Origin of the sequence: Lacisediminihabitans sp., assembly GCF_036569425.1 — a bacterium.
Classification (GTDB): domain Bacteria; phylum Actinomycetota; class Actinomycetes; order Actinomycetales; family Microbacteriaceae; genus Lacisediminihabitans.
Genome location: NZ_DATCQQ010000019.1, coordinates 16,853 through 37,795, shown reverse-complemented (window position 1 = coordinate 37,795; position 20,943 = coordinate 16,853). Strand labels below are relative to the sequence as shown.

At 68.5% G+C, this 20,943-nt stretch carries 21 protein-coding genes; 16 read left to right on the top strand and 5 right to left on the bottom strand.

All coding sequences use genetic code 11. The features are described from left to right. Window positions 1-150 precede the first annotated feature (150 nt). The 9 genes from VIM54_RS03030 to VIM54_RS02990 all read left to right on the top strand — a co-directional run bounded on the left by VIM54_RS03030 (window position 151) and on the right by VIM54_RS02990 (window position 6,469). A complete protein-coding gene (locus VIM54_RS03030) occupies window positions 151-921 on the top strand; it encodes a nuclease-related domain-containing protein (RefSeq protein WP_331899061.1) in 771 nt (256 codons plus the stop codon). A 116-nt stretch (window positions 922-1,037) separates the two neighbouring features. Continuing rightward, the gene (locus VIM54_RS03025; protein WP_331899059.1) at window positions 1,038-2,093 is read left to right on the top strand and encodes a zinc-dependent alcohol dehydrogenase family protein; all 1,056 of its coding nucleotides are present in this window, start codon (window positions 1,038-1,040) and stop codon (window positions 2,091-2,093) included. A gap of 181 nt (window positions 2,094-2,274) precedes the next feature. Next, window positions 2,275-2,910 carry a heme-binding protein gene (locus tag VIM54_RS03020; RefSeq protein ID WP_331899057.1) on the top strand — a complete coding sequence of 212 codons (636 nt, stop codon included), beginning with the start codon at window positions 2,275-2,277 and terminating at the stop codon, window positions 2,908-2,910. Continuing rightward, window positions 2,849-3,118, top strand: coding sequence for a 30S ribosomal protein S15 (gene rpsO / locus VIM54_RS03015; protein WP_147783080.1), 270 nt, complete (start codon window positions 2,849-2,851; stop codon window positions 3,116-3,118). The genes VIM54_RS03020 and rpsO overlap by 62 nt, the downstream gene beginning before the upstream one ends. A gap of 184 nt (window positions 3,119-3,302) precedes the next feature. Continuing rightward, on the top strand, window positions 3,303-3,761 hold the full coding sequence (locus tag VIM54_RS03010; protein ID WP_331899054.1) for a DapH/DapD/GlmU-related protein: 459 nt from the start codon (window positions 3,303-3,305) through the stop codon (window positions 3,759-3,761). Between the two features lie 242 nt (window positions 3,762-4,003). Further along, the gene (locus VIM54_RS03005; RefSeq protein ID WP_331899052.1) at window positions 4,004-4,429 is read left to right on the top strand and encodes a hypothetical protein; all 426 of its coding nucleotides are present in this window, start codon (window positions 4,004-4,006) and stop codon (window positions 4,427-4,429) included. Window positions 4,430-4,493: 64 nt separating this feature from the next. Beyond that, complete coding sequence (locus VIM54_RS03000) at window positions 4,494-5,126, top strand: hypothetical protein (protein ID WP_331899050.1); 633 nt, start codon at window positions 4,494-4,496, stop codon at window positions 5,124-5,126. A gap of 45 nt (window positions 5,127-5,171) precedes the next feature. Further along, entirely contained in the window at window positions 5,172-5,822 is a 651-nt protein-coding gene (locus VIM54_RS02995) for a hypothetical protein (RefSeq protein WP_331899048.1), read from the top strand. Next, window positions 5,819-6,469 carry a hypothetical protein gene (locus tag VIM54_RS02990; RefSeq protein ID WP_331899046.1) on the top strand — a complete coding sequence of 217 codons (651 nt, stop codon included), beginning with the start codon at window positions 5,819-5,821 and terminating at the stop codon, window positions 6,467-6,469. Before VIM54_RS02995 ends, VIM54_RS02990 begins: the two co-directional genes overlap by 4 nt. 3 nt (window positions 6,470-6,472) lie before the next feature. Here VIM54_RS02990 and VIM54_RS02985 read toward each other — a convergent pair whose 3' ends face one another. Then, window positions 6,473-7,162, bottom strand: coding sequence for a response regulator (locus tag VIM54_RS02985; protein WP_331899044.1), 690 nt, complete (start codon window positions 7,160-7,162; stop codon window positions 6,473-6,475). Then, entirely contained in the window at window positions 7,159-8,880 is a 1,722-nt protein-coding gene (locus VIM54_RS02980; RefSeq protein ID WP_331899043.1) for a sensor histidine kinase, read from the bottom strand. The genes VIM54_RS02985 and VIM54_RS02980 overlap by 4 nt, the downstream gene beginning before the upstream one ends. Before the next feature lie 155 nt (window positions 8,881-9,035). On the opposite strand from VIM54_RS02980, the gene VIM54_RS02975 reads away from it, so the two are divergent. The 4 genes from VIM54_RS02975 (at window position 9,036) to VIM54_RS02960 (ending at window position 13,192) form a co-directional block, all read left to right on the top strand. Beyond that, complete coding sequence (locus tag VIM54_RS02975; RefSeq protein ID WP_331899042.1) at window positions 9,036-10,415, top strand: cation:dicarboxylate symporter family transporter; 1,380 nt, start codon at window positions 9,036-9,038, stop codon at window positions 10,413-10,415. Further along, window positions 10,412-11,254, top strand: a complete 843-nt coding sequence (locus VIM54_RS02970; RefSeq protein WP_331899040.1) for an HpcH/HpaI aldolase/citrate lyase family protein — start codon at window positions 10,412-10,414, stop codon at window positions 11,252-11,254. The genes VIM54_RS02975 and VIM54_RS02970 overlap by 4 nt, the downstream gene beginning before the upstream one ends. Window positions 11,255-11,393: 139 nt before the next feature. Then, entirely contained in the window at window positions 11,394-12,530 is a 1,137-nt protein-coding gene (locus VIM54_RS02965; protein ID WP_331899038.1) for an LLM class flavin-dependent oxidoreductase, read from the top strand. Beyond that, window positions 12,527-13,192 (top strand): FMN reductase, encoded by a 666-nt coding sequence (locus VIM54_RS02960; protein WP_331899037.1) that lies wholly within the window; start codon window positions 12,527-12,529, stop codon window positions 13,190-13,192. Before VIM54_RS02965 ends, VIM54_RS02960 begins: the two co-directional genes overlap by 4 nt. A 12-nt stretch (window positions 13,193-13,204) precedes the next feature. Here VIM54_RS02960 and VIM54_RS02955 read toward each other — a convergent pair whose 3' ends face one another. After that, on the bottom strand, window positions 13,205-13,942 hold the full coding sequence (locus tag VIM54_RS02955; protein WP_331899036.1) for an AMIN-like domain-containing (lipo)protein: 738 nt from the start codon (window positions 13,940-13,942) through the stop codon (window positions 13,205-13,207). A gap of 177 nt (window positions 13,943-14,119) precedes the next feature. Between VIM54_RS02955 and VIM54_RS02950 the strand changes: the two genes are divergently transcribed. Then, window positions 14,120-14,752: a hypothetical protein gene (locus VIM54_RS02950; RefSeq protein ID WP_331899035.1), complete on the top strand. Its 633-nt coding sequence runs from the start codon at window positions 14,120-14,122 to the stop codon at window positions 14,750-14,752. Window positions 14,753-14,789: 37 nt separating this feature from the next. Continuing rightward, a complete protein-coding gene (locus VIM54_RS02945; protein WP_331899033.1) occupies window positions 14,790-15,224 on the top strand; it encodes a VanZ family protein in 435 nt (144 codons plus the stop codon). 15 nt (window positions 15,225-15,239) lie between these two features. Here the strand turns inward: VIM54_RS02945 and VIM54_RS02940 are convergent, their stop codons facing one another. Continuing rightward, window positions 15,240-16,214 (bottom strand): glycoside hydrolase family 6 protein, encoded by a 975-nt coding sequence (locus VIM54_RS02940; RefSeq protein WP_331899031.1) that lies wholly within the window; start codon window positions 16,212-16,214, stop codon window positions 15,240-15,242. 117 nt (window positions 16,215-16,331) lie between these two features. Continuing rightward, entirely contained in the window at window positions 16,332-17,384 is a 1,053-nt protein-coding gene (locus VIM54_RS02935) for a glycoside hydrolase family 6 protein (protein ID WP_331899030.1), read from the bottom strand. A gap of 1,080 nt (window positions 17,385-18,464) precedes the next feature. Between VIM54_RS02935 and VIM54_RS02930 the strand changes: the two genes are divergently transcribed. Further along, entirely contained in the window at window positions 18,465-20,741 is a 2,277-nt protein-coding gene (locus VIM54_RS02930; protein ID WP_331899029.1) for a polyribonucleotide nucleotidyltransferase, read from the top strand. Window positions 20,742-20,943: the final 202 nt, after the last annotated feature.

The following is a 20,943-nucleotide window of genomic DNA, read 5'->3' as shown; positions in this document are numbered from 1 at the left end:
CTGGCAGAACGGGATCACGTGGAGTCCGTCGCGCCACCCGCCCCGGTTCGACCCGCGCCTGTTCAGTCAACGCCGGCCCGGCCGCTCCCGGACCAGCCGCCGCCGGTTGGGCCACCGCTGTCGCTCCGCTCGAGGGGACCGGCGTACTCCGTGATCCGCGAGTGCCTCGCTGTGCAGCAGAAGGCCGCGCCGCTCGGGACTCTCGCTCGTGTTCTCGGGCGAAGCCCACTCGATCCGGCCGCCAGGAGCTGGTACCACGGCGCCCTCGGCGAAATCGAGGTGGCGCGGGTGCTCTCGCAGCTCGGCGCCGGATGGACCGTGTTGCACGCCGTCCCGGTCGGCTCCGGTCGGGCGGACATCGACCACATCGTGCTCGGCCCGGCAGGCATCTTCACCGTGAGCACCAGGAACCACGCCGACCGCAGGGTCTTCGTCGCCGGCAGCACCTTCATAGTCGCCGGCCAGAAGCACGACCACCTGCGGGTGGCCCTGCACGAGGCCGAGCGGGCGTCCCAGCTCTTGAGCGGCGTGACGGGTCGGCCGGTGACCGTCACGCCGCTCGTCGTCGTCGTCAACCCGGCGTCGATCACGGTCGGACGCAAGCGCCCCACCGTCACGGTGCTGGCCTCCAGCCGACTGCGGCGCTGGCTCCTCGCTCGACCGAACATCCTGTCGGCGAGGGCCGTCGCGCATTTCTCGATGTTCGCCGAGGAGCCGACCACCTGGCACACGCAGCCCTTCGTGAACGACGAGAACGGACCGTACCTGCAGGGTTTCGAGGAACTGCGCCGGCAGGTGGATTCCGCGAAGACCCGATCGGTGATCTGGCTCCTGGGCGTCATCGCGACCTTCATCCTGACCTTCGACCTCCTGCTTCCTGGCATCCTCGACCTGCTCGCCGGACTGGTCCGTCTGATCTAGGTTCTCGCGTTGATCTGGGCCCGGCGAGTCCGTTCGGCCCCGAAGGGAGGGCCGAAGGTCCCTTCCCTCGGGCGGTCTGCCCCCGTAGCGTCGAACTGACGGCTCGAAGGGACATCATGAAGGCGCTCGTATACAAGGGGCCCGGCCAGAAATCGTGGGAAGACGTGCCGGATCCGGTGCTCAAGGAGCCCACCGACATCATCGTGAAGATGGTCACCACCACGATCTGCGGCACCGACCTGCACATCCTCAAGGGTGACGTGCCGGCGGTGACTCCCGGCCGGATCCTCGGCCACGAGGGCGTCGGCACGATCACCGAGGTCGGCTCGGCCGTGACCAGCCTCAAGGTCGGTGACCAGGTGATTCTCTCCTGCATCTCCGCGTGCGGGCACTGCGACTACTGCAAGCAGGGCGTCTTCTCGCACTGCCTTGGCGACGAGGGGCGCTCCGGCATCGGCTGGATCTTCGGCCACCTCATCGACGGCACCCAGGCTGAGTACGTGCGTGTGCCGTATGCGGAGACCTCGGTCTACCTCCTGCCTGCCGGCGTCACGCCGCAACAGGGCACCGTGCTCTCCGACATTCTGCCCACCGGCTACGAGATCGGCGTGAAGTACGGCCAGGTGAAGCCGGGCGACGTCGTCGCCGTCATCGGCGCCGGACCGGTCGGTCTCGCCGCGATCGCTACCGCGGGGCTCTACGGCCCGTCCCGGATCATCGCGATCGACGTCGACGCGAACCGCGTCGAACAGGCGAAGAAGTTCGGGGCGACGGATGGCGTGGTCTCGACCTCCGCCGACTGGAAGGAGCAGGTGCTCGCCCTCACCGACGGGCTCGGCGTCGACGTCGCGATCGAGGCCGTCGGAATCCCGCAGACGTTCACGATGTGTGTCGACATCGTGCGGCCGGCCGGCCACGTCGCCAATGTCGGGGTGCACGGCCATCCGGTGGAGCTCGCGCTGCAGGACCTCTGGATCTCCAACATCAACATCAGCATGGGCCTCGTGAACACCAACACGCTCGGCACCCTGCTCAAGCTCGTCGCGCAGAAGAAGATCGTGGCGGAGAACTTCGTGAGCCACACCTTCACGCTCGACAACATCCTCGAGGCGTATGACGTCTTCGGTCGCGCGGCTGAGACCAAGGCGCTCAAGGTGATCATCAACGCGTGACTGAGAGCGCGGCGGCCTGTCTCTTCGGGTGAGGCGGGTCGTCGCCCCTCCTTTTCCGGTAAGGGGATTGCCCAGTGGTGTGGCCTACAATCGCCGCTATGACCGAGCAGCAGGCGTATGAGGTGATCCGCCACTACGACGGCTTCGAGTTGCGCCACTATCCGGACTACGTTCTCGTGAGGTGAGTGCGCAGGGCGACTTCCTGCGCGCCGGCAACCTCGGTTTCCGCCCCCTGATCGGCTACATCAGCGGGCGAATCGCCTCCTCCGCGCGGATCCCCATGACGGCCCCAGTGCTCCAGGAGCCGATCGCCGAGAACGCACACACCGTGAGCTTCGTGCTGCCCGACGACACGGACATCGCGTCGGTGCCGGTGCCGACGGATGCCCAGGCGAGCACCAGGGGCGTGCCCGCTCACGATGTGGCCGCTCGCCGTTTCGGCGGGGGCTGGAGCGAGGCGAAGTTCGAGGAGAACGGGACGGCGCCGCTCGAGGCGGTGGAGCGCGCCGGACTGCACCCGGTGGGGGAGCCTGTACTTCGCCAGGTTCGACCCGCCCTGGAAGCCCGGATTCCTCAAGCACAACGAGGCGCTCGTCGCGATCGGGGGTTAGCCGTCTCGTTGACCGTGACTGGGCGCCGGGGAGCGGGGTGTCCCCGGGATGCTAAACTCGCAAGGTTGCCGTCGAACGGCCGCGGACAAAGAGAGCTCGCACATCCAGTGACGGGCACCGCGCAACGAGTGAGAGGGGCCATCTATGCCATTAGCACCAGATGCCAAGAAGACGATTATCGACGAGTACGCCACCCATCCAGGTGACACCGGTAGCCCCGAGGTGCAGGTCGCAATGCTGACCGCGCGCATCAAGGATCTCACCGAGCACTTGAAAGAGCACAAGCATGACCACCACTCGCGTCGTGGCCTGCTTCTGCTTGTTGGCCAGCGTCGTCGCCTGCTGGGCTACCTGCAGGACATCGACATCTCGCGTTACCGCACGCTCATCGAGCGTCTCGGCCTGCGCCGCTAGGTTTCGACCTGGTCGCACCGGATCGCGATCTGGCTCGAAGGCCCGCCCCTACCCGGGGCGGGCCTTTTCGCATCTCGCGCGAAGGAATCAAAAGCCCCCGTCAGACGTTGAATTGATCAGGTGATGACCGTGCGGAGATCGTGCGGTCGCACCTCGAACAGTGAAGGAGGTCCCAGTGGGAAGAGTGAATGAAGAAGTCGAAGACTCCACCGGGACGGTTGTGAAGTATCGGCGCCACGCCAACGGCAGCGGACTGGTTTCGCCCCGGGCGCGCGTGCAGCCGGGCGCATTCGTCTCGTCGACGGCCTATGTGGAGGCAGACGCGCGCGTCGGCGACGGTTCGTCGATCGGCGCCGGGAGTTGGATCGACCAGGGTGTAACGATAGGCGAGCGAGTGTTCGTCGGCCAGAACGTGCACGTAGGGCGCGACAGCCAGGTGGGCAGCGGCGCCAGACTGGGCAGCCACTCCCGGATCGGCAGCAACGTGCAGATCGCGAGCGGTGCCCGCATCGAGCCGGACGCCGTCGTCGCGGATGACGCGGTGATCGATGCCCCGGCCCGCACGGAGCACGCCCCCGGGCAGCTTCGTCGCCGCATGTACGGCGGCCGATCGAGCCGGTATTCGGCGGAAGAAGCCGCCTAGCCCGACGTGGTGGGCGGTGCGGCATCCGCCCGCCCCGCCCTTGCCGGACACCCGTCCCGTTCCGCCCACCCGTGGCCCATTCCGAAATCCATGCAATCCGTGTGGGCCTACGGCGTGTCGGGCGCGGCAAGCCGGCGTGTCGCGAGCGATGCATGGATTTCGGAACGGGCATCGGCCACAGGGTGGCCACGCGAGCGGGGCCAGTGGGCAGAGCGGCGGCCGGCAGTGGATAGCATCGTGACATGGCTTTCTGGAATCGCGACGAAGACACCTCCCTGCCCAAAGGTGATCGGGGGGCCGGATCGTTCAGCAGTTACAAGTACGACCTGATTCCCTCGAATGGCCGTGTCACCCTGCGCCTGGCGAACAGCAACCCGCACCAGGACGAGATCGCGAAGGTGCTGGAGAGCGGCGCAGAGGGCATCGAGACCGCCATCTCGCGGCGGAACCCAGAGGACGAGCGCACCGACGCGCCTCTCGTCATCCGGCTGTTCGCGGGCGGCCGGGTCACCGGCGTCGTCGGCACGGTTCCCCGCGGTCTCGAGTCGGTGGTGGATGAGGCCCTCAGTCGCCTGGAGAAGCGCGGCGTGAAGGCGCGGATTCCCGCGAAGGTCGTGAAGACCCGCGACGGCCTGCGGGTGGATCTTCTGATGGGCCAGACCCGGTGATGGAACAGACCCGCTAGGGCATTCCGGCTCCGCCACACGGGCCGGACGGTGGGAGAATTGCCAGATGGCACGGTCTCGCCGATGGGCCGCGACGCTGGCGCTTCTGGCCAGCGCTGTACTTCTCGCTGGGTGTGCCACCGCCTCCACCAGGGAGGTCGTCTCACCCAAGGACCGGCACCGGATCGGTGTCGAGATTCTCAACTCGAACTGGTCGACGGTGGCCGGCGAGTTCCCGGGCACCGAACAGCCCGTTGTCGTGATCACGCGAACGATCCCCGACGAGGCCTGGGCCGGCACGATGGTCGCCTGCCTCCGTGATCGGGGTTTCAACGCCATTGTGCTGCGCGACGGACTCACCTACACCGCCCCGCCTGACTTCTCGGCCACCCGGGTGGCGGTCTCCCGCTACGTGTGCGATTCGACCACCCCGACGGCGACCGAGGTGACGCGATACCTCAATCGCCCCCAGCTCGACGCCCTCTACCGCTACTACGTGGGGTCGGTGCGCCCGTGTCTGCTCGTGGCCGGGGCGCCGTCGAGCCCTCCGCCCGACTGGTTCGCGTTCGTCACGAGCGCCGTGAGCAAACCGATCTGGCACCCGTTCGACCTGGCCTGGCAGGCGCTGCCGGACCCGGTCGTCCATTACCTCGAGCAGCGCTGCCCTCCCGTGCCGCCGTGGCTCGACCTCGGGCGGTGACGGCGCCCCTGTTCGGCACGCCCGCCCCGAGACGATACTGAACCAATGCGAGACTGGAGCATGGTCTTTCGCGGCTGGTTCCCGCGCGGCGTGGCGCTCGCGGCATCCGTGCTGCTGCTCGCGGGGTGCGCAGGAGGGCCGGCGGGCTCGCCCATCAGCCAGGCGGAGCGGGAGAGCATTCGAACCGATATTCTGGATGCCCGCTGGCAGCCGGTGGCCGATCAGTACCCGGAGGCGCTGCGGCCGCGTGTCGTGATCGCCCCCACCGTGCCCGACCACGACTGGCCGGCGGCCGTGATCGGCTGCCTGCACCGGCTCGGGTTCGTCGCCGTCCAGTCGGTCGGCGGCGTCGAGTACCGCAACGGCCGCGGAAAGACGCCGCTGGAGTACGCGGTAGCGCTGTACAGCTGCGAGGGGAGCCATCCGGCGGAGTCCGCGGTCGCTGCGCGCCTGGGGCCGCGGCAGTCCGCGTCGCTTTACGGGTACTACCTCAACGTGGTGCGGCCGTGCCTCCTGCTCGCCGGTGCACCCTCGCCTGCCTCTCCCGATCGATCGGCGGTCGAGAGCCTCGCCGGGCTCGCGGGCTGGAATCCATACCAGGTGATCTGGACGAGCGGCATCCCGGCCAGCCGGCTCGACTACCTTGAGCAACGCTGCCCGCCGGTGCCCGTCTGGCTCAACCTGGGCAGCGGATGACCGGCCGGCGTCGTGCACCGCTCGGCGCGCTGTTGGTGGCTGCCGCGCTGGTGGCCGCCGCGCTCGCCGGCTGCGCCCCGGTGGCCGCGCGGTCGCCGGTGAGCGCGGGCGACCTGCATCGCGTGCGTCAGACCTATATCGACGCCGCCTGGGCGTCCGTGGCCCATGGCTACCCGGAGGCGCTGCGCCCCCGGGTGCGGGCGACGCGAGTCGTGAGCGACTGGAACTGGCTGCGATCCCGGGTGGGCTGCCTGCGCGCCGCCGGTTTCGAGGCCCGGTTGTCCGGTGACGGGTCCAGCTACAGCGTCAGCTCCACGTTCGGCCAGACCGCGCTCGAGGTGGCCATATCGAACTACACCTGCGCGGCGCAGTTCGCTCCGGTCAGCTCGTTCAGCTCGGGCCTGCCGCAGCACGACTACCGGGCGCTTCGCTCCTACTTCGTCGGCTTTGTGCGACCGTGCCTGCTCGCCTCCGGGCTGCCCTCTCCCGAGCCGCCCGGGCGCGCCGCTTTCATCTCCGGCGACAGCCAGGGTCGCTTCTGGAATCCGTACGAACAGGTGTGGCTCGGCGGCCTTCCGGATGCCACGATCGACTACTTCGAGCAACGCTGCCCGCCCGTGCCGTCGTGGCTGGCGACCACCCGCTGAGACTCAGCCAGCCCAGCGGTACTCGAGTTCCGGCCTGCCGGGGGTGCCGTATCGCGGGGAGCGGGTGACCTGGCCGGCCTCGGCGAGGTGCTCGAGATAGCGGCGAGCGGTCACCCTCGAGAGGTGGAGCGGCTCGGCCACCTCCGCGGCGGAGAGTGCCCGATCCGCACCCCGCACATGATCGAGCACCGCCTCGAGGGTTGCGCCGGCGAGCCCCTTGGGAATCGGGAGGTCGACCGGCGAGCGCAGGGACGCGATCATCCCGTCGACGTCAGACTGAGTGGCCGAGGAGGACGACGCCGCCTCGAGCCGCCGCCGATAGTCGAGGTAGGTTCCGAGCTTGGCGGCGAAGGTGGCGAAAGTGAACGGCTTGATCAGGTACTGCACGATGCCGACCGAGATGGCGGTGTGCACCACCTCGATGTCTCGCACCGCGGTGATCGCGATGATGTCCACGGCGACCCCCGCCGCGCGGAGCCGGCGGGCGAGGTCGATTCCGCGGCCGTCCGGCAGGTTCATGTCGAGCAGCACGAGATCGATCGGGCCGCCACCGGCGGTTCCCCTGATCGCCGCGAGTGCCTCGGTGAGGGAGGCGACGACGCCCGCCACCTCGAAGCCGTCGATGCGGCCGAGGTAGGCGGCATGGGCCTCGGCGGTGAGGGCGTCGTCCTCGACGACGAGGGTGCGGATCACGAGCCGACCGAATCGTCGTTCGGCCCTGGTGCGTTCGGCACAGCTGCGTTCGGCACCGCTGCGATCGGCCCGGGTGCGTTCGGCCGGGGTGCGTTCGGCCCGGGTGCGTTCGGCACCGCTGCGATCGGCCATCGGGCGCGGAACTCGGTGGTCGAGCCCGGCAGCAGCTCGATGCTGCCGCCGTGGATCTGCAGCACCTGCCGAACGACCGCGAGCCCGAAGCCCCGCCCGGTGGCACCGCCCGGTTTGGTGGAGAAACCGGGGGAGAAGATGCGCTCGCCGATGGCGTTCTCGACCCCGCGTCCGCTGTCGGTCACGGTGAGCTCCACGCAGCCGTGCTCGTGATTGGTGCCGAGGGCCACCCTCACCCACGGCGGCGCGGAGCCGGCGACCGCGGCATCCATCGCGTTGTCGACGAGGTTGCCGACCACCGAGACGAGATCCGCCGGGTCCATGGCCGAGGGGGCGAGGTCCTGCCCGATCTCGAGGCGCAGCTCGATGCCGCGTTCGCCGGCCTGGGCGGCCTTGCCGAGCAGCAGCGCGGCGAGGGCGGGCTCATTGACCGCGCCGACGACGTCATCCGCGAGCGACTGGCTGAGCTGCACCTGGTGGGCGATGAGGTCGATCGCGTCTCTCGTGCGGCCGAGCTCGAGCAGAGAGACGACCGTGTGCAGTCGATTGGCGTACTCGTGGGTCTGCGATCGGAGGGCGTCGCTCAGCGTGCGAACCGACTCGAGCTCGCCGGAGAGCCGCTGCACCTCGGTGCGGTCGCGCAGCGTCATCAGCGTGCCGACCGACGCGCGGGCCGAGCCGCCGGGCGGTGTCGCCGGCTCCTGGTTCACCACAAGCACCCGGTGGCCGGCGACGTGCGACTCCTCGACCGCCCGCCCGCCGCTCGCCACCAGGGCGGCGATCGTCGGAGGCAGGTCGAGCTCCGCCGCCGTCTGGGGCTGCAGGTCGTTCGTGGCCGGCGGGAGGTCGAGCAGCTCGGCGGCCTCGTCGTTGTAGAGCACCACCCGTCCGGTGGCATCGGCGAGGATGAGCCCCTCGCGCACCGAGTGAAGCACCGACTCGTAGTAGTCGACCATGCGCGACAGCTCGGAGGGCCGCATCGAGCCGGTCACGCGGCTCAGAAGCCGCCGGGCGACGAAGGCTCCGATGCTGCCGACGACCACGAGCAGCGCGGCCGCCCCGATCATGAACGGGATGCGCGGGGCGAGGGACGCCGCCACATTGGTGACGGTCTCGCCCGCCGACACGATCCCGATCACCGTGCCGTCGAGAAGCACGGGGACCACCGAGCGCACCGATGGGCCGAGGGTGCCCGTGTAGGTCTCGGTCAGCGGCTTGCCGTGCTGGGCGAGGGAGATCGTGCCGATGAACTTCTTGCCGATCTCGGCGGGGTTTGGATGCGTGAAGCGCGTGCCGGTGGGGTCCATGATCGTCACGAAGTCGACACCGGTCGATCGCATCACCCGCAGCGCGAAAGGCTGCAGTTCGGCGCTCGGATCGGCGGACCGCACGCCGGAAATCACCGTCGGGTCTGTCGCGAGGGTGGTCGCGACGGCGAGGGTCACCCGACCGGCGTTCTCGTCTGCCGAGTCGCGCAGGCTGAGCCACAGCACGAGGGTGAGGCAGCCGCTCAGCACGATCACGGCCGCGAGCTGCACGGCGAAGACGCGACTCGCAATGCTCCACCGATTCGCCAGTCGCACCATGCCCACCTCGCCGTGTTCGCCGGACCGTGTCGATCGATCCGTGCCGTGATCAGTATGACCACAAGTAGTACCGCGTCACCCGAGGGACAAGGCTAACGCCATCGCCACGAACCGTGGTCGGGCACAAAGACGTTCCGATTGAATAGGACAAGAACATGGCACAGAAGCTGGGCGCCCTTCGGCGCATGGACCGAAACCACTACCTCTACATCGCGGTGATCGTGGCCGTCGTTGCCGGCGCAATCGTCGGCCTCGCCGCCCCGGAGTTCGCCAAGACCCTCGACCCGGTCGGCAAGGGATTCGTCTTCCTCATCAAGATGATGATCGCCCCGGTGATCTTCTGCACGATCGTGATCGGCGTCGGGTCGATCGCCAAGGCGGCCACCGTCGGCAAGATCGGCGGGCTGGCGATCGGCTACTTCATGATCATGTCGACCTTCGCGCTCGGGATCGGGCTCGTCGTCGGCAACATCCTGCACCCCGGCGACGGTCTCAACATCGCCGCATCGAAATACACCGCGGTGGGGGAGCCGGTCACCACCACCGACTTCATCCTCGGCATCATCCCGACGACGCTCTTCTCGTCGTTCGTCTCCGGAAGCATCCTGCAGGTGCTGCTCGTCGCCCTGCTCGTCGGCTTCGCGCTCCAGGGTCTCGGCTCCCGCGGCACGCCGGTGCTCGCGGCGGTGAAGAGCATGCAGGCCGTGGTCTTCCGAGTTCTGGGCATGGTGCTCTGGCTGGCGCCGATCGGCGCATTCGGTGCCATCGCGGCGGTGGTCGGCAACACCGGCGCCGGCGCGCTCGTGAGCCTCGCGACCCTCATGGTCGGCTTCTACATCACCTGCACGATCTTCGTCGTGGTGATTCTCGGCGGCCTGCTGCGTCTCGTGACGGGCGTCAACATCTTCTCCCTCATGAAGTACCTCGGCAAGGAGTACCTGCTCATCGTCGGCACCTCGTCGTCCGAGGCGGCGTTGCCGAGGCTCATCGCCAAGATGGAGCACCTCGGCGTGTCGAAGTCGGTCGTGGGAATCACGGTTCCCACCGGCTACTCGTTCAACCTCGACGGCACCGCGATCTACCTCACGATGGCGTCGCTCTTCATCGCGAACGCGATGGGCACTCCGCTGGCCCTCGGCGAGCAGATCGGTCTGCTCGCGTTCATGATCATCGCCTCCAAGGGCGCTGCGGGAGTGACCGGGGCGGGACTCGCGACTCTCGCCGGCGGCCTGCAGACCTACCGACCGGACCTGGTCAACGGCGTCGGCGTGATCGTGGGCATCGACCGCTTCATGTCCGAGGCGCGCGCCGTGACCAACTTCACCGGGAACGCGGTGGCGACGGTGCTGATCGGCCGCTGGACCCGCCAGATCGACGCAGAGCAGGTTCGGCTCGTGCTCGCGGGCAAGCGACCGTTCGACGAGGCGTCGATGGTTGGCGGCGGACACGAGCCGGCGTCGACGACAGCGGAACTCGAGGCGATCGTTGACGCGAGCGCCGGCACGAAGGCCGTCGCCGACCGGACCGGTCGATGACCCTATCGCTCGGCGGCCCTGCGGGCACCACCGAAAGGGTGGTGCCCGCGCGGCTGGCGCGATCGTGGCAGCTCGTCTCGGCCCTGCGCCTGGACGAGGCGCGGGGAACGCTCGCGGATTCCGTTGTCATCGATCTCGAGGATGCGGTGCCGGCGGCGCAAAAGTCGGCGGCTCGGGAGGCCGCGGCTCGGTGGCTCGCCACCGGTTCGGCCTGGGTGCGCGTAAACGACGCCACCTCGGGCGAGTGGAGCGCGGACCTCGGCGCGGTCGGCGGGATCACCGGCCTCCGCGGGGTCATGCTCGCCAAGGTCGAGTCGGCGGAGCAGATCGAGGCGACTGCCGCCGGGCTGCCGACCGGCACGCGCATCGTCGCCCTGGTCGAGAGCGCGCGCGGCCTCGAGGCGGCGGCGGACATCGCTGCCTCGCCCGGCACCTTCCGGCTCGCGTTCGGTTCCGGCGACTTCCGCCGGGACACCGGCGTCGGGGACGACCCCCTCGCTCTCGCCTACGCGCGGTCGCGGCTCGTCGTGGCGAGCGCAGCCGCCGGCATCCCGGGTGCGATCGACGGTCCGACCATCACCGAATCGGCGGACGCCCTGACGACGGCCGCCCGGCACTCCCGCACCATGGGGCTCACCGGCAAGCTCACCCTGCGCGGCGACCACGCGGCGCTGATCAACGACGCGCTGAGCCCCTCGGCCGACGAGCGCGAGTGGGCTGCCGGGATGCTCGACCGCACGGCGAGCGGTGACGCGAGGGACGGCAGCTACCTGCCCATGCTCGCGCGGGCCAGATCGATCGTCGCCCTGGCCTCGGCATTCGGCCCGCTCGCGTCCTAAAATCGGCGTCTAGGTCGCGATTCGCGCCGCCGACGGGTGCCGGGAATAACCTTCCCCGGTACCCCGTTGAGTAGGCTATTCATGCAAATGCATGGAAAGCGGATGACCTCCGCGCGCGAGAACAGGACTGGACAGCAGCATGCAATTCGGAATCTTCACCGTCGGAGACCTCACGACGGATCCCACCAACGGTTCGACTCCCTCCGAGCACGAGCGCATCAAGAACATCCTGACCATCGCCCAGAAGATGGAAGAGGTCGGCCTGGACGTCTTCGCGCTCGGCGAGCACCACAACCCGCCGTTCGTGCCGTCGAGCCCGACCACCATGCTCGGCTACATCGCGGCCAAGACCGACCGCATCATCCTCTCCACCTCCACGACTCTCATCACGACCAACGACCCGGTGAAGATCGCCGAGGACTACGCGATGCTGCAGAACATCGCCGACGGCCGCGTCGACCTCATGATGGGTCGCGGCAACACCGGGCCGGTCTACCCGTGGTTCGGCAAGGACATCCGCGAGGGCATCCCGCTCGCGATCGAGAACTACGCCTTGCTGCATCGCCTGTGGCGGGAGGACTACGTCGACTGGCAGGGCAAGTTCCGCACGCCCCTCCAGGGCTTCCAGTCGACCCCGCGCCCGCTCGACGGCGTGCCGCCCTTCGTCTGGCACGGCTCCATCCGCAGCCCCGAGATCGCCGAGCAGGCCGCGTACTACGGCGACGGCTTCTTCGCCAACAACATCTTCTGGCCGAAGGAGCACTACATGCGCCTCATCGGCTACTACCGCGAGCGCTTCGAGCACTACGGGCACGGCACGGCGAGCGAGGCGATCGTCGGGCTCGGCGGGCAGGCGTTCATGCGCAAGAACTCGCAGGACGCCGTCAACGAGTTCCGGCCGTACTTCGACGAGGCGCCCGTCTATGGCCACGGCCCGTCGCTCGAGGAGTTCACCGAGCAGACGCCGCTCACCGTCGGGAGCCCACAGCAGGTGATTGACCGCTACGCCGGCATGCGCGAGCACTTCGGGGACTACCAGCGCCAGCTCTTCCTCATGGACCACGCCGGACTCCCGCTCAAGACAGTGCTCGAGCAGCTCGACATCCTCGGTGGAGAGGTCGTGCCGGCGCTCCGCAAGGAGTTCGCCACGAACCGCCCGGCGAACGTGCCTGACGGCCCGACGCACGAGGCGCTCGTCGCGGCCCGCGACGCTGCTGCTGCAACAGCCGCTTCTCCTGAGGCTTCCGCCCTTTCGACGAGTGAGGTGCGGTCATGACCGGGTTTGAGAGCAAGAGCTCCGGGGAAACGCGGGTCACGCGCCGCATCGCGGTGATCTCGGCGGGGCTGAGCCAGCCGTCGTCCACTCGACTGCTCGCCGACCGGATCGCGCAGGCGACCGTTCGGCGGCTCGCTGAGCAGGGCGTCGATGCGACGGTCGACGTCGTCGAGCTTCGCGACACGGCCCAGGATGTGACCAACAACATGCTCACGGGCTTCGCCAACCACAAGCTCGAGGCGGTCATCGAGTCGGTGACGACCGCCGACGGACTGATCGCCGTCACGCCCATCTTCACCACGAGCTATAGCGGGCTGTTCAAGTCGTTCATCGACGTGCTCGACCCGCAGTCGCTCGCCGACATGCCGGTGCTCATCGCGGCCACCGGGGGCAGCGAGCGTCATTCGCTCGCCCTCGATTACGCGATCCGGCCGCTGTTCAGTTACCTGCACGCGTCGACCGTTCCGACCGCTGTCTACGCGGCGTCGAGCGACTGGGGCACTGGGGCGGATGCCGCCACCAGTTCCCTTCCCGAGCGCATCGAGCGGGCGGCGGGCGAGCTCGCCGCCCAGGTTCGCGACTCCGACCGGTCGAGCCGGGTGCAGGATCCGTTCGCGCTGCCGGCCGGTTTCAGCCCGATCGGGGCGTACGGAGCGCAGTAGCGGATCGGGGGGTCAGCGCCAGCGGCTGTGGTCCACCTGGATGGCGACCACGTACAGGTGCTGGCCCAGCTCGATCTTCTCGACCTCGTAGACGCGGAGCGGAACGCGGACGCCCGCGTCGGCCGACCCGCCGATGCCGATGCCGAAGGTGAGCGTTCCCTCGAAGTCGCCCGCTGGGGCCCAGCGCGAGATGGCCTTGTGGCCGATGGCCGTCGGCGGTTTACTGACGACCGTCGACCGGCCGTTCTCGTCGTGAGCCTGAGCATCTCGGAAGACCACGCTCAGGATGGATCCCGCCCCGGGAAGGGGAACCGGGTCGCCGCTGCCGTCCATCGAGAGCTGGCTCACGTAGTCAATCGTGTAGCTGGGGAATCCGCCCGTGAAGCGAAAGCTCAGCTGGTCGTATGGCGGTGAGTCGTTCGGATGCGTGCCCTCGCCGATCGCGTACAGGTATGGAACGGGCGGCACGGGCGGTGAGGCGATGGGCGGCGTCACCGGGTGGCTCGCCGAGCACACGGCGGTCGGCGCTGGCACTCGCCAGTCGCAACCGATCGTCGACGCGATGACGTGGTCCCCGCTCCGGGGCTGGGCGGTCTCGTCGCTGTCCGGCGCCGATGAGCTCGACGGCGCAGGGCTCGGCCCCTGGGTCGCGCTGGCGCTCGGCGCGGGCGCCGGCTGCACGCAGCCGGCAAGCAGGAGCAGCAGCGGGGCGAGCAGCGCGACGGCGCCGGAGCGACCTCGACGATTCATCTCGTGCCCCTCTGCCTCGAGAGCGTGTGCCTCGGGAGCAAGTACCTCGAGAGCGCCTGTCTCGAGAGCGTATGGCGAGGCTAGGTCTCCGGCCGACTCGGCGGAGTGCCGAAGGTCCCCTCTCGTGACTGCCCGGCCACCTGGGCCTCGTCGCACCCCCGGTGGCAGAATTGACGCGTGGCCACGAAGGTGAGGTGCCTGCTCGCAATTGTCGTCACCGTTCTGCCTGCCGTGCTGTGCGGGTGCGCGAGCCCGGTGACGCCTCCCACTCCGCTGAGCTACCGGCAGCGGATGACCGAGATCCAGGGCCACTTCGACCTGAACTGGGCAATCGTCGCCCACCTGCATCCCGAGGCCGTGAGGCCGACAGCGAACATCGTGCACATCGCGAGCGGGGGCACCTGGGTGCGCCTGATGACGCGATGCCTGCAGTCTCGGGGACTGCTGGGCGTGAGAGCGTCGCCGGACGGTTCGATCGGAGTCGAGACGGACGGCCAGGACCGCGCGGCCATCGACGTGGCGGAGTACGCGTGCGACGTCGAGTACCCGCGTAAAGCGGTCTTCAACTCCCACCTCAGCCCCTCGCAACTCGGCGCGCTGTACGACTACTACGTGGGATTCCTGCAGCCGTGCCTGAGGGGGTTCGGCCTCGCCGTTCCCGAGACGCCGGCCCGCGCCGCCTTCATCTTCGGGTACTACCGCGGTAACCACTGGAGCCCGTACAACCGGGTCACCTATCGGGTGGGCCGCAGTGGGTCGAGCCCGGTGATCGAGCGGTGCCCGGCGCTGCCGCCCTGGATCGAGGAGTGAGGCGCTGTCGTTCAGGATCGCCGGGCATGATGGAGGGATGTTTCGCCGCCATCCGCTCCTGACCATGGTGACGCTCGCCTATCTCGCGTTCGTCGGCTGGGTGACGCTCGGCCCGCAGCCGATCGGGTCCAACAACGACGCGTGGCTGTGGCGGCTGCTGCGGTTTTTTTCCGGTCACGAGCTCACGAGCTGGCTCACCTACTCCCGGGTGGAGTTCCTCGCGAACGTCGCCATGTTCATCCCGATCGGGGTCTTCTTCCTGCTGCTATTCGGCCGACGGCTCTGGCCTCTCGGCGTGGGCGCCGGAGTCGTACTCACCCTCGCGATCGAGGGCGCGCAGCTCTTCATCCCGGGCCGGGTGTCAGACCTGCGCGACATCGCGGCCAACTCTCTCGGCACCCTCGTCGGCGTGCTTGCGGCGCTCGTGATCACCGTGCCTGCCGCGCGACGCGTCCGTCGGCAGCGTGCGTGACATCACCGAGCCCGATCAGCCCCGCTTGCGCACCATGTCGAGGGCGGCGCTCTCGAACCACGCTCCGGCCGCCGGTCCGCCGTTGCAGGTGCCATCGCTCGCGCCGGGGTGCTTGACCCAGAGCAGCGCGTCGAGCTTTCCGGTGCCGGAGACGACGCCCGGGCCCTGGCCGAGCGCCGCCCCAGGCGGGTTGCACCAGGTGCCGGTCCAGCCCGCGCCGTTGCGCGACGTGTCGATCACGAAGTGCTTCCAGCCGACCCGGGACGAGACGCGCCCGGCGTAGTCGCGTTCGGCCTGCTCCGGATTGAAGTTGGACACGTTCGTGTAGAACCCGTTCGCCCTCGCGATGCCGGCCTTGGTGAGCCAGCCCGCCTGCACAGCGGGGGAGAGCCAGCGCGAGTTTCCCCCGTCGAGATAGGCGGTGAGTCCCGCGCCGTTCAGAATGTCGACGGCCTGTCCGATGAGCGGCAGCCGCCTCGCGGCCTCCCCGTCGCACTTGGCGCTCGAGAGCATCGAGAGCGAATCGGGCTCGACGAGCACGACGGCCCTTGTCCCGGCGAGGGAGTCGGCGATCGTTCGATTCCAGTCGAGATACTGGCTCGCATCGAAGCCGCCTGCCGAATAGCCGCCGCAGTCCCGGTTGGGGATCGCGTAGGTGACGAACACGAGCGTCGTCCCCTGGTCCTTCGCGGCGGCGACATGACGGGCGATGACCCGCCTGAGCAGGTCGTCGCTGAACCAGTCGCCGAGCCAGACCGCGGTGGGTTGCGACGCGATGGCGTGCACGAGGTCGGCCGATTCCGTGTTGCCGGAGGCGCGGAGCCTGTCTTCCTCGATCGAGGCCTGGGTCTTCGCCTCGTGGTACAGGCCGCCCGGGAACACCGCCGGACCCGACGGGTCATCCGCCGACGCGGCGAGCGGGCTGCCGCAGACCGCCCCGATGAGTGCCGCGGCGATTGCCAGCGGCGCGATTCTGCTTCTGAAGTGCACGGTTCCCCCGATGAGTCGTCAATGACGTGTGATATCGGGTGTGCGGTCAGCTAAGCACGACGTGGCCGGCGCGTCTCGCCCCCGTTCGGGCGGCGTCTCGGGCGCCGAGCGACCGGATCAGCCGTTGCGAACAAGGTCGAGCGCGTACTGCTCCCACCACATGCCGGCGGCCGGCCCGCCGTTGCAGGTGCCATCGCTCACGCCAGGGTGCTTGACCCACAGCTCGGCGTCGAGGCGGCCGTCGTTGGGCGTGGCGTGCGGGTTCGGCCCGAGGCCGGCGCCCTTGGGGTTGCACCAGTCGCCCTTCCAGCCCTTGCCGCTGCGGGAGACGTCGACCACGTAGTGCTTGTCGCCGACGAGTCCGGAGAGCTTGCCCGCGTAGTCGCGCTCCTGCTGGACGGTGTTGAAGTTGGAGACGTTGGTGAAGAATCCGTGCGCGTGGTCGATCCCGGCCTCTTTGAGCACCTTCGCCTGGGTCTGGGAGGAGTGCCAGCGCGAATTCCCGCCGTCGAGGTAGGTGGTGAGTCCGGCGCCGGCGAGGATGTCGACGGCTTCGTTGATCAGCGGTATCCGCTTGATGGCCTCGGTTCCGCATTTCGCGCTCGAGAGCATGGATAGCGAGTCGGGCTCCACAAGCACGACGGACTTCGTGCCGGCGAGGGTGGTCGCGATCGTGCGATTCCAGTCCAGGTAGTTGTCGTAGCTGAGGCCGCCCCTCGAATACCCGCCGCAATCCCGATTGGGGATGGCGTAGGTAACGAACACGAGGGTGGTGCCCTCCGCCTTCGCCGCCGCAACGTGCTGTGCGAGCAGCTTGGTGAGGGCCGGCCCGGTGGTCCACTCGCCGAGCCAGATCGCGGTCGGCTGGGTCGAGATGCGGCTCACGAGCGCCGCCGCGCTCTTCTGCCCCTCCTGCACGAGCCGGTTGGCGGCGTCGTCGGCGTTCGTGCCGGCCTCGACGTAGAGCCCGCCGGGGAACACGTCGGAATCGGCGGACGGTGAGGGACTCGCCGTGGCGGGGGAGGCGCTCGTCGTGGGCGTCGGGCTCGGTGTGCGTGCCGCCGGAGTCTTCCCCGGCGAGGCGTGGGTGATCACCGCGAGCGCGATCCCCACGAGCACGAGGGCGCAGGCGATCCCCAGCAGCATCGATCTCGTACCGTATTGCTTCACTGTCCCCACCCTCACCTGTCAGCCATGCTTCCCAGACGGCTTTGTGTGACCAGCCCTTTCAGCCTAGGCAGAATGCGGTCGAATTGGCGAACCCTGGCGGCAATCGGGCGCAGACTCCCATGCTCGCCGGGCCCCATCCGCGCTCCACGCGCGCCTCTCGACATGCCTTTCTCCGGAGGTTTTTGCTCTGCAAGCCCGAATCGGGCGAAATTGACCACTTTCCGGTGGAATTTCGCGAAACCTCCGGAGAAACGCGTGTTGGGGACGGATGACGCGGGTGGGCCGGGTACGGACTCAGCGGGGAGGTGGCCCGTCACGCGCTCGAGGAAGAGGTGGGGGTCGAAGTCGTCGAAGATCGCGGACTGCAGGATGAAGCCCTGGCTCGCGGCCAGAAACAGTGGCGCCTGTTCGTGGGCGATCGCGTCGGCGGCCGCCGGGTCGAGTCCGTGTTCCCGTTGCTGCCGGAGGGAGCCGCCGGAGAGAGATGTAGACCCGGTAGGCCGAGACCAGCCGGTCGAAGACGCCGGCAGCGAGGGCGCGCAGTTGCGGATCCGTCACCGCCTCACCCCACAGTTGCACGAGAATCGCCGGGGAGCCCACCTCGCCCAGCATGCCCCTCATCAGCACACCGACCAGCTCGCCCGGCGGCGGCATGGGGGACGATTCGGCGAGCCTCGAGATGTCCTCGCCCACGCCGGGCGAGCGGCGACGCGCCCGCCCGGCCGGAAGCTAGGCCGCACGAAGGCGGCCTGATAGCATTGACGAGGTTGTCTGGTGTGTCGTTCGCTCTCAGGGACGGATGCCGGCAACCACGGAGCAGGCCGGCAAGAAGCTGGTCAGTAGTGGTGACGTTCTGAACTCGAGGTTCGAGTCTCGTCTGTTGAGGCCCGGGTTCAGCGCCTTTCTACTGTTGACCAGAGCTGTGTTCGCGAGTGAAGACTCCGGACACGCCGCCAAAGCGACAGCGGGCACCCATCGATCGATGATGTGGCCCGTGCGCCCCTTTCTGCTTATCTCCTGCTCCTTGACGAGTCGCCTCCCATACGGGGAGACGACGTAAAACAAAGGAGAAACCCCCCAATGGAGGGTCCAGAAATCAAATTCGCCGAAGCCGTTCTCGACAACGGTAAGTTCGGCACGCGCACCGTGCGCTTCGAAACCGGTCGTCTCGCCCAGCAGGCCCAGGGAGCAGTCGCTGCCTACCTCGACGAAGAGACCATGATCCTCAGCGCCACCAGCGCTGGCAAGCACCCGCGCGAGGGCTTCGACTTCTTCCCCCTCACGGTGGATGTCGAAGAGCGCAGCTACGCCGCCGGCAAGATCCCCGGCTCGTTCTTCCGTCGCGAGGGACGCCCGTCCACCGAGGCGATCCTCGTCTGCCGCCTGATCGACCGCCCGCTGCGCCCGACCTTCGTCGAAGGCCTGCGCAACGAGGTGCAGATCGTGATCACCGTCCTGGCCATCGCGCCGGACGAGTTCTATGACGCCCTCGCCATCAACGCGGCTTCGCTGAGCACGCAGATCTCCGGTCTGCCGTTCTACGGGCCCATCGGCGGCATCCGTCTCGCCCTCATCCCCGGATCCAACGGCGCAGATCAGTGGGTTGCATTCCCGAAGTACTCGCAGCTCGAAGAGGCCGTGTTCGACCTCACCGTCGCCGGCCGCCTCACCACCAACGACAACGGTGAAGAGGATGTCGCGATCATGATGGTCGAGGCCGAAGCCACCGAAGGCAGCTGGGACCTCATCAAGGCCGGCGCGACCAAGCCGGACGAGACCGTCGTCGCCCAGGGCCTCGAGGCGGCGAAGCCGTTCCTCAAGCAGCTCATCAAGGCCCAGCTCGAGGTCGCGGCCCAGGCCGCCAAGCCGATCCAGGACTTCCCGCTGTTCCCGCCGTACGCCCAGGCCACCTACGACTCCGTCGCCGGTCTCGCGTACGACGACCTCAAGGGCGTGTACCAGATCGCCGACAAGGTCGAGCGCCAGAACGCCGACGACGCCCTCAAGGATCGCGTCAAGGGACACATCGCCTCGGAGGTCGAGGCGGACCGCCTCCCGGCATCCGCTCTCTCCGAGGTCTCCGCGGCGTACAAGTCGGTCAGCAAGAAGGTCATGCGCACGCGCGTGCTCACCGAGGGCATCCGCATCGACGGCCGAGGACTCAGCGACATCCGCGCCCTCGACGCCGAGGTGCAGGTCATTCCTCGCGTTCACGGTTCGGCGATCTTCCAGCGCGGCGAGACCCAGATCCTGGGCGTCACCACGCTGAACATGCTCAAGATGGAGCAGCAGATCGACTCGCTCGCTCCGGTGAAGAAGAAGCGCTACCTGCACCACTACAACTTCCCGCCATACTCGACCGGTGAGACCGGCCGTGTCGGTTCGCCGAAGCGTCGCGAGATCGGGCACGGCTTCCTCGCCGAGCGCGCCCTCGTGCCGGTTCTGCCGCCGCGCGAGGAGTTCCCGTACGCGATCCGCCAGGTGTCGGAGGCTCTCGGCTCCAACGGCTCGACGTCGATGGGTTCCGTCTGCGCCTCCACCCTCTCGCTGCTCAACGCCGGTGTGCCGCTGCGCGCGCCGGTCGCGGGCATCGCGATGGGGCTCATCTCCGACGAGGTCGACGGAGTGACGCGCTACGCGGCGCTCACCGACATCCTCGGCGCGGAAGACGCCCTCGGCGACATGGACTTCAAGGTGGCCGGCACGTCGGAGTTCGTCACGGCGATCCAGCTCGACACGAAGCTCGCCGGCCTGCCGTCGTCGGTTCTCGATGGCGCGCTCAAGCAGGCGAAGGAGGCTCGCACCGCGATCCTCGCCGTGCTGAACGCCGCGATCGACTCCCCGGATGAGATGGCGCCGACCGCGCCTCGCGTGATCTCGGTGCAGATCCCGATCGACAAGATCGGCGAGCTGATCGGCCCGAAGGGCAAGACGATCAACCAGATCCAGGACGACACCGGAGCCGACATCTCGATCGAGGATGACGGAACCGTCTACATCGGCGCCGTCGATGGTCCGTCCGCCGAGGCGGCTCGCGCGGCGGTCAACGCCATCGCGAACCCGCTGAACCCCGAGGTCGGCGAGCGGTTCCTCGGAACCGTCGTCAAGATTGCGACTTTCGGCGCGTTCGTCTCGCTCACCCCCGGCAAGGACGGCCTGCTGCACATCAGCGAGGTCCGTAAGCTCGCCGGTGGCAAGCGCGTCGAGAACGTCGAAGACGTGCTCGCCGTCGGCCAGAAGATCCAGGTGGAGATCACCAAGATCGACGACCGCGGAAAGCTGTCGCTCTCGCCGGTCGAGGCCGACGACGCCGAGATCGTCTCCTCCACCGAGGACGAGCCGGTTCCCGCGATCTAGTCGCACCCCACGAAGAAGCCCGTCCCGCCCACCGGCGGGGCGGGCTTCTTCTTTGAGGTTGAGCCACGGGCCGTGGCGGTCATTGTGATTCCCAGCATTCAGCCGTAGCCTCGAATCACTCCCGGCAATGTCGCCGGAGCGCAGACGCCGGTCACAAGCCGATGCCTGTTGGAGAGGGATACACCAGTGGCTAACCCGCCGC

What these genes read in the sequence shown, in the direction of transcription:
- rpsO (WP_147783080.1), top strand. Translation starts at nt 2,849, where the DNA reads ATGCCATTAGCACCAGATGCCAAGAAGACGATTATCGACGAGTACGCC.
- VIM54_RS02945 (WP_331899033.1), top strand. Translation starts at nt 14,790, where the DNA reads ATGTTTCGCCGCCATCCGCTCCTGACCATGGTGACGCTCGCCTATCTC.
- VIM54_RS02995 (WP_331899048.1), top strand. Translation starts at nt 5,172, where the DNA reads ATGCGAGACTGGAGCATGGTCTTTCGCGGCTGGTTCCCGCGCGGCGTG.
- VIM54_RS02960 (WP_331899037.1), top strand. Translation starts at nt 12,527, where the DNA reads ATGACCGGGTTTGAGAGCAAGAGCTCCGGGGAAACGCGGGTCACGCGC.
- VIM54_RS02990 (WP_331899046.1), top strand. Translation starts at nt 5,819, where the DNA reads ATGACCGGCCGGCGTCGTGCACCGCTCGGCGCGCTGTTGGTGGCTGCC.
- VIM54_RS02965 (WP_331899038.1), top strand. Translation starts at nt 11,394, where the DNA reads ATGCAATTCGGAATCTTCACCGTCGGAGACCTCACGACGGATCCCACC.
- VIM54_RS02980 (WP_331899043.1), bottom strand. Translation starts at nt 8,880, where the DNA reads ATGGTGCGACTGGCGAATCGGTGGAGCATTGCGAGTCGCGTCTTCGCC.
- VIM54_RS03005 (WP_331899052.1), top strand. Translation starts at nt 4,004, where the DNA reads ATGGCTTTCTGGAATCGCGACGAAGACACCTCCCTGCCCAAAGGTGAT.
- VIM54_RS03000 (WP_331899050.1), top strand. Translation starts at nt 4,494, where the DNA reads ATGGCACGGTCTCGCCGATGGGCCGCGACGCTGGCGCTTCTGGCCAGC.
- VIM54_RS02930 (WP_331899029.1), top strand. Translation starts at nt 18,465, where the DNA reads ATGGAGGGTCCAGAAATCAAATTCGCCGAAGCCGTTCTCGACAACGGT.
- VIM54_RS02970 (WP_331899040.1), top strand. Translation starts at nt 10,412, where the DNA reads ATGACCCTATCGCTCGGCGGCCCTGCGGGCACCACCGAAAGGGTGGTG.
- VIM54_RS02955 (WP_331899036.1), bottom strand. Translation starts at nt 13,942, where the DNA reads ATGAATCGTCGAGGTCGCTCCGGCGCCGTCGCGCTGCTCGCCCCGCTG.
- VIM54_RS03025 (WP_331899059.1), top strand. Translation starts at nt 1,038, where the DNA reads ATGAAGGCGCTCGTATACAAGGGGCCCGGCCAGAAATCGTGGGAAGAC.
- VIM54_RS02975 (WP_331899042.1), top strand. Translation starts at nt 9,036, where the DNA reads ATGGCACAGAAGCTGGGCGCCCTTCGGCGCATGGACCGAAACCACTAC.